The organism is Microcoleus sp. B3-D2 (assembly GCF_036705345.1).
GTDB lineage: Bacteria > Cyanobacteriota > Cyanobacteriia > Cyanobacteriales > Microcoleaceae > Microcoleus.
Window position 1 is genome coordinate 1 of the sequence record NZ_JAUBUG010000127.1, and the last position, 7663, is coordinate 7663.

At 48.2% G+C, this 7663-nt stretch carries 3 protein-coding genes; all 3 read right to left on the bottom strand.

What is annotated here, in order from left to right; all coding sequences use genetic code 11:
• Window positions 1-543: 543 nt before the first annotated feature.
• The gene (locus QUB14_RS27540) at window positions 544-1809 is read right to left on the bottom strand and encodes an alpha-L-fucosidase (RefSeq protein WP_333221268.1); all 1266 of its coding nucleotides are present in this window, start codon (window positions 1807-1809) and stop codon (window positions 544-546) included.
• Between the two features lie 193 nt (window positions 1810-2002).
• Entirely contained in the window at window positions 2003-3109 is a 1107-nt protein-coding gene (locus QUB14_RS27545; RefSeq protein ID WP_333221266.1) for an FAD-dependent monooxygenase, read from the bottom strand.
• A gap of 596 nt (window positions 3110-3705) precedes the next feature.
• On the bottom strand, window positions 3706-7323 hold the full coding sequence (gene uca, locus QUB14_RS27550; RefSeq protein ID WP_333221264.1) for an urea carboxylase: 3618 nt from the start codon (window positions 7321-7323) through the stop codon (window positions 3706-3708).
• Window positions 7324-7663 lie beyond the last annotated feature (340 nt).

Below are 7663 nucleotides of genomic sequence, written 5' to 3' on the forward strand. Positions count from 1 at the left end.
TTATGTGTCGCTGAACTTGAATCATTCCTCAATTGCTATCGTGATTTTTCTTAACTTATTCAGCAAGCCCTATTTAGCACCAGTGACCGAGGCAATTTGCTGTCAGTCATACAGATTTTGGTATCTCTTTGTCCGCAGTTTTTACTGGCAAAAGACACAAAGGGGAAGACAAGGATAGTGGTAAAATTTATGACTCCGAAAATTTTAATAATACTCTGAGGTCGAGGCTCTGTCGATTGGTGAGAAAAACGCTTAATTTTTCTAAATAACTTTCAAATTATATTGGCATCTCTCAGGGATTTTATCCATCATTCTAACGAGTTTTGAAGTAATTGAAAAACTATCTTAACCCTGACTATGGAGGACTACCAATTATCGCATTGGGAAACTGAAAGAGTATTTCACGTTTCCCGATGTCAAGCTTATTCTGAATGATTTGTATAAGATGGAACCCAAAGTGCGATCGTGAGATTGAGCTGGATGCGATCGGCTCCTGGGGTAGGAAGTCAAGAAGTGCGATCGCTACACTGGCCAAATCTTGTTCTAAGGATCGTTGGCTGGAGCAATATCAACTGCAATCACCGTAGCATAGGGATCGAGAGCTTGTTCAGGCACTTGAATCGTTAACTCCCCAAGAGGATCGGCACTTAACATAGAATCGAAAATGGCACAGCGAGTTGAGTGTTCCAATAACTGCCCTCCAGCTAGCAGATAAACTGCTTGAATCCGTTTAATAGGTACACCTCTTACTGTTACTGAGTCGTAGGGCTTCATCAGCAAGAATAAGTAAAAGCGATTGCCCCGCCGAGTAGAAGGGCCGTAGAATTGCCAAGGTTCCAGTCCAGGCTTTGTTCCTACGATGCTCTGGGCATGGACAGCCAGCCATTCTTCTACGGATTGCAACAAATCCAATTGTTCAGATTGAATCTGCCCATTGCCCATAGGACTGACATTCAACAGCAGATTGCCACCTTTACCGGCAACTTCACAGAGGGTATGAATAAGTTGGCGAGCTGACTTGAATTGGGTGTCCTTCGGGTTGTAACCCCAGCTTTCATTCAGAGTTAGGCAAGCTTCCCAAGTGCGCGGAGGCGGTTGGGGAGGAATGAATTGCTCGCAGGTATCGAAGTCTCCAAATCCAGGGAGGCGATCGTTGATTAGCAAATGCGGTTGCAGCGAGCGAATCATTTCATGTAGCTGTTTAGCTTGCCATTGTTCTGGTTTTCGTTCCCAACCGCCATCAAACCAAAGCAAGTCAATTTTTCCGTAGTTGCTCAACAATTCTCTGACTTGAGCGAACATAAATTCAAGGTAGCGCTCCCACTGAGAACTTGTCGGCTGTCTGAATTTCCCAAACTGATACGGTTTATCGGCTTCTGTAAAAGCCGGGTAGTCAGGGTAATGCCAGTCTATCAAGGAAAAATACAACCCAATTCGCAAACCTTCAGCCCGCATCGCCTCCACAAATTCTCGGACAATATCTTTTTTGTACGGGGCATACTCAATAGAAAAGTCGGATTGCTGGGTATGAAATAAGGAAAATCCATCATGATGTTTAGCCGTCAAAATCACATACTGCATCCCCAAGCGTTTCGCTAAATGCGCCCAAGTTTTAGGGTCGTATTCAGTCGGATTGAAAGTTTGGGCGGTGCGGTGATAATCCGCTACCGGGACATCTTGGCAGTACGGCAGGCTAAAGACGCCTCCGACCAACGGCCAAGATAATTCGTACCCACACTGGCTGCTATGACTCCAGTGAACAAACATTCCCAATCGTGCTGTCTCAAACCAGTTATTTTCTTGAGTCATTGGTTTACCCTGAAATATAGGCGGTATTGGTGAAAGAGTAATGTTTACTCTCAGGTAAAATGAATAAGCTAGGGTAAACTTCTTTGTCGAATAGGGCTGAAATGAATTACCTTAACTGTAACGCCACAGAGGTTTCTAACAATGGTCATCGTTGGGAAACTGACGGAGTATTTTGTGTTTCCCAATGTCAAACTTATTCTAAATGATTTGTACGGGTCGGATTCCATTGAGGTTGGTAATCAAACAACCATTTGAACTGCAAGTCAGCCAACCTTGTAGGAGTGAGCTTGTAAATGTAGTTCCGCAACAAACATCCGATCGCCGTATCCGCCTGCCCTAATTTGCCTATTTGTCTGGAGCTATTGAATACGCGAGTGACTCGCTGAGTGCGACTGGCTTCAAACTGCCGCAAAACAGAAGGAACAGTATCACTACCACCTTGGCTAGTCAAGAGCAGTTTCGCTAGTTCAAAGGAGTCTTCCACCGCCATACAACCCCCTTGACCGATATTCGGTTGAACTGGGTGCGCGGCATCCCCGATTAAGGTAACTCGCCCTTGCCCCCATTGGGTTCCGAGCGGTAGCCGATCTACAATATCATCTCGGTAAATCTTCTCCCCGTCGAGAGCTTCGATGATAGCCGGTACTGGGTCAGCATAGCCTTTAAACAGAGAGCGCAAGGCATTCAAGGAACCGCCCACTGCATCGTCATTACCGCCCGCTGGGGTGTTGTTGAAAGCATAGAAAGCAAACCGACCGCCACCGACATCGAAGTAGCCAAAACGATCGCCCTGACCCCAGAATTCTGCCCAACTGTATTGTGAATCGAGCGGTAAGCCAGAGCCATCAAAGTAGCCTCTCCAGCAGCAAGTCCCACTGTACACAGGCTCCTCTAACCGCTCATTACCATTCAGCTTAGCCCGTACCTTGGAGTAAAGACCATCAGCCCCTACTAAGATGTCACCCTCAGCAGTGTGACCATCAGAGAAAAAGACCCGAATGCCGTTGCCCGTGTCCTCAAATTTATCAAAGGCAGCGCCAGTCCGCACCGTTCCCTCTGGCAAGGCTTCCAATAAAATCTGCTGAAGTTCAGGTCGCAGGAGGCAGACACCCAAGTCATCTTCGCCTATGAATTGAGGAGCGTTAATGTAGAGGGGTTTCCCTTTTTGGTCAAAAAACCCACCTTTGAGGATCTTGCCTCCCGAATGGTAGAAGCGCTGGTAAATCTGCCCTGATTGCAAGAGCTTGTAGACGCGCAAAGCATTGCGTTGGATGAATATCCCTCCGGGCCCTGAGAGCATAACATCCCGACCGCGCTTCTCCTATACTTCAAGTGCAATGCCCACATCGAGACAGGCACGGGCTAGGGTCAGACCGCCAATTCCACCGCCGATGATAATTACCTTTGATACTGAAGCCATATTATTGGGTGAGCTGTACAACATGAAAAAATTTAGGAACTTGGCTGGTGATTTGGCTGAACTTCTCCAAAAATATCTCAATCTACCTGGAGATTAACTTGATGTTCCTCAGTCTCGCTCATCTGCGCCTTTCTTAACTTGATTGTGCAGAGCCAACAAATACCAACACTGATAAATCCTAAATTAACGATTCGCTTTGGCCAAACAGTTTTAGAGGCGATCGCGTGATGCAATGGTCTAGCGGGCAATGAAGCCCCACTCTTGCCCGCCACCGACAACAGCAAATCGTTCGGAGAAGGAATTCACATCCGGGTATTGGGGTCGGGCCGCCCACCGACCTCGGCGGTCAATAAATCCCCAATTGGCAGAGAATCCTTGAGGATCAAAACTAACGTATGCAGCGGCTAACCCAGAGAGTAGTTACTGATTTGGTTGCTGCCTAGCTTCCCCCTGTCCCCGAACTGACAACACAGGGATTAATTCGGTTGAACAGCCGCTAGAATTTGTCCGGCTGTCACCGTTTGCCCCTTTTCACAAAACAATTGGGCGACAGTGCCCGCAACATCAGCAGTAATAGCAATTTCCATTTTCATCGCTTCCAGAATTAACAGGCGATCGCCCTCAGCAACCGCATCTCCAACATTAACCAGCACCTGCCAAACATTGGCCGAAACGTGAGCGACGACTGCCTCACAACCGCTCGGCAAAGCAACCTCCGCCGCCGTTTCAGAACCCACATCCGCCGAGGATTCTGGGGCAGATTCAGCTTCAAATTCCCCGGATGCAGCCCAGCGATCGCGCTCTGCATTAAATGCGGCCTGCTGCTGCGCTTTAAACTCAGCCGCACTGCCCGCAATAGAATGCAAAAACTCATTGTATTCTCTCAAATTAAAAGTGATTTCCTCAACCTTTAATTTAAACTTCCCTTCAATAAATTCTTCCCGACAGCGGTGCAATTCCTCATGAGAAACCGGATAAAATCGGATTTGGTCAAAAAAGCGCAAAAGCCAAGGTTTACCAGACTGGAAATCCGCCGTTTGTTTGAACCGATTCCACATTTGCACCGTGCGACCGACAAATTGATAACCTCCGGGCCCTTCCATCCCGTAAACGCACAAATACGCGCCGCCAATGCCCACTGCATTTTCAGGAGTCCAAGTGCGGGCGGGATTGTATTTAGTAGTAACCAAACGGTGGCGCGGATCGAGGGGAGTTGCCACGGGCGCGCCTAAATAAACGTCTCCCAAACCCATCACTAAATAGCTAGCATTAAATACAATTTCTCTGACTTGTTCGATGCTATCAAGCCCGTTTATGCGGCGAATAAACTCAATATTGCTGGGACACCAAGGTGCATCCGATCGCACAGACTGCATATATTTTTCAATGGCCAACAGCGTCGATTCATCTTCCCAAGATAAAGGCAAGTGCACAATTCGCGCCGGCACTTCCAAATCCTCGATCGCCGGAAGTTCCGCCTCCGCCGCAATCAGCGCCTGCATTAGCTGCTGTTGCGAAATCTGGCGACTGTCAAAGTGAATTTGGAGCGATCGCATTCCCGGCACTAATTCGATAACACCAGGCAACGGATTTGCTTTCAACTGTTCCATCAATGCGTGCGCCCGAAAACGCAAATTTAAATCCAGCACCAACGGGCCGTATTCAACTAGAATATATTTATCCCCAGCTTGACGGTAAGTAACAGCAACCTGTCCCGGAGATTCGGGAATTTCGTGCAAAATTGGAGAGGCGGGAACTGCGGGCAATTCCTCCGCATTTTCCCCAAAAATAGGCAAACTAAAAGTAGCAATTTGCCTATTTTGTGCTAATTCCCGCTGCAAAGCTTCAGCAAAACTCAAACAGTGAAAGCGAATGCTGTCCCCCGGTTTTAGTTGCCCGATTTTCCACAATTCCGACTGCACAATAGTAGCAGGACACACAAAACCTCCCAAACTCGGGCCGTCAAGACCGAGAATTACAGGCATATCGCCCGTAAAATCGATCGTGCCGATCGCGTAAGCATTATCGTGAATGTTAGACGGGTGCAAACCCGCTTCCCCGCCGTCTTGACGCGCCCAGGTGGGCTTCGGGCCGATCAGCCGAATGCCCGTCCGCGTCGAGTTGTAATGCACCTGCCATTCTGTAAAGAAAAACATTTCGATGTCTGACTCAGTAAAGAAATCCGGCGCGCCGTGAGGTCCGTACAAAACGCCGATTTCCCAATTATTGGTGTAGGTGGGAATTAGTTCCGGAGGCAAAGATATTTCCGCTTCCAGAGTTGCAGTTTGATGCAGTTTAAGCACATCTCCCGGACGCAGCGTGCGGCCCGCGTGTCCGCCAAATTTGCCCAGTACAAAAGTTGATTTGCTGCCCAAATAATCGGGGACATTAAAGCCGTGTTTCACTGCTAAATAAGTGCGGTAGCCGCCGCCTTGAATGGCTTTTAACTTGAGAATGCTGCCAGCTTTTACGGGAATTGCTGTCCAAAACGGCACCGATTCGCCGTTTAGCGTTCCCTTCATAGTTGCACCAGTCAAACTAATAACTGTATCGGCATTAAAGCGCAGAGTTGGACCTGTCGCTGTGAATTCCAATCCTGCTGTCGATTCGGGATTGCCTACTAAACGATTTGCCGATCGAAATGCCAGATGATCCATCGGCCCAGAAGGCGGCACGCCCACATCCCAATAGCCGATCCGCCCCGGATAATCCTGAATGCTGCTGTAGGTTCCCCCATCCAATACATCGATCGTTAAAGGTGCGTATTCAAAAGAGTTTAAAAAGCGCGTGCTCAGTTCGCCCCGGCTGAATCGGGAATCGTCCAAAATCTGGCGCAGGTAATCTAAATTAGTTTCAATTCCCGCTATTTCACTGGCATCTAAAGCAGCTTTGAGTTGAGCGATCGCCTGGGTTCGATTATCGCCGCAAACGATTACTTTGGCTAGCAGCGGATCGTAAAAAGGAGTAACCTCCGTGCCGGTTTCTATCCAACTGTCGCAGCGGACGTTTTCGGGAAACGCAACTTGATTCAGCAACCCGGAACTCGGCTGAAAATTCTTGCCGGCATCTTCGGCATAAATTCGCACCTCAATTGAGTGTCCCTGCGGCCGATAGCGGTATTCTTCCAGGGGGAACAAATCTCCCGAAGCCTGTTTTACCATCCACTCAACGAGGTCGATGTTGTTGACAGCTTCAGTAACGCCGTGTTCAACTTGCAAGCGCGTGTTGACTTCCAAAAAATAAAACTGTTTCGCATCGACATCAAACACAAATTCAACAGTACCTGCTGACTGGTAATTTACCGCTTTTCCCAACCGCACTGCTGCACTGTACAACTGATTTCGCTGTTCGTCGCTAATAGCAGGGGCGGGGGTTTCTTCAATTACTTTTTGATTGCGTCGCTGCACCGAACAATCTCGCTCGCCCAAGGCTATGACATTGCCTTTGCCATCTCCAAAAATTTGGACTTCAATGTGCCTAGCTGTTTGAATGTATTTCTCTAAAAAAACAGCGCTTTGTTTAAAATTGCTTTGACTCAAACGCTGTACTTTTTCAAAGGCTTCTGCTAAATCTCGATCGCCAAAACAAGCCTGCAAACCAATGCCGCCGCCACCTGCGGTACTTTTGAGCATCACCGGATAGCCGATCGCCCCAGCCGCTTTTTGGGCATCCTCCAAACTTGCTAAAAGTTCGCTTCCGGGAGTTAGCGGCACTTGATTTGCAGCGGCTATTTCCCGCGCGGTGTGCTTCAATCCAAAGCAGCGCAACTGACTCGGAGTCGGGCCGATAAATGCAATATTTTCCCTTGCACAAGCTTCGGCAAATTCAGCATTTTCGCTCAAAAAGCCGTAACCCGGATGGATAGCTTGAGCTTTAGTTTGGCGCGCAACTTCGAGAATGCGATCGAACCGCAAATAACTCTCGGCTGCGGCGGCTGCACCGATACAAAAGGCTTCGCTGGCGGCGAAAACGTGCTTGGCGCGGGCGTCGGCTTCAGAATATACTGCTACTGAAGCAATTCCGAGGCGATCGAGTGTGCGGATAATTCGGCAGGCAATTTCACCGCGATTTGCAATCAAAACTTTGTTAAACATTTAGGTAATTGGTAATTGATAATTGGTAATTGCTAATTGGTAATTGCTAATTGCATTGGTGTCTACTTACATCATGCACTATTCTTGCTTAATAGGAATGATGTCTGTTCCACAAACATTAAATTTTATTGTGGGGTGAGCACGAGAGCCATTGGTGTCAACTTAAGGCTGAAACCCTCCGTATCTCTTGCTGGTAGCCCAGTCTCGATCCCCCTAAATCCCCCTTAATAAGGGGGACTTTGACTGCTCTTGTCCCCCCCTTATTAAGGCTATGCCTTACTCACATCTTTCTTAACAAAGGCGCTCCGGCCCCGCCCGGAGCGACCTCCGGGCGATGGCT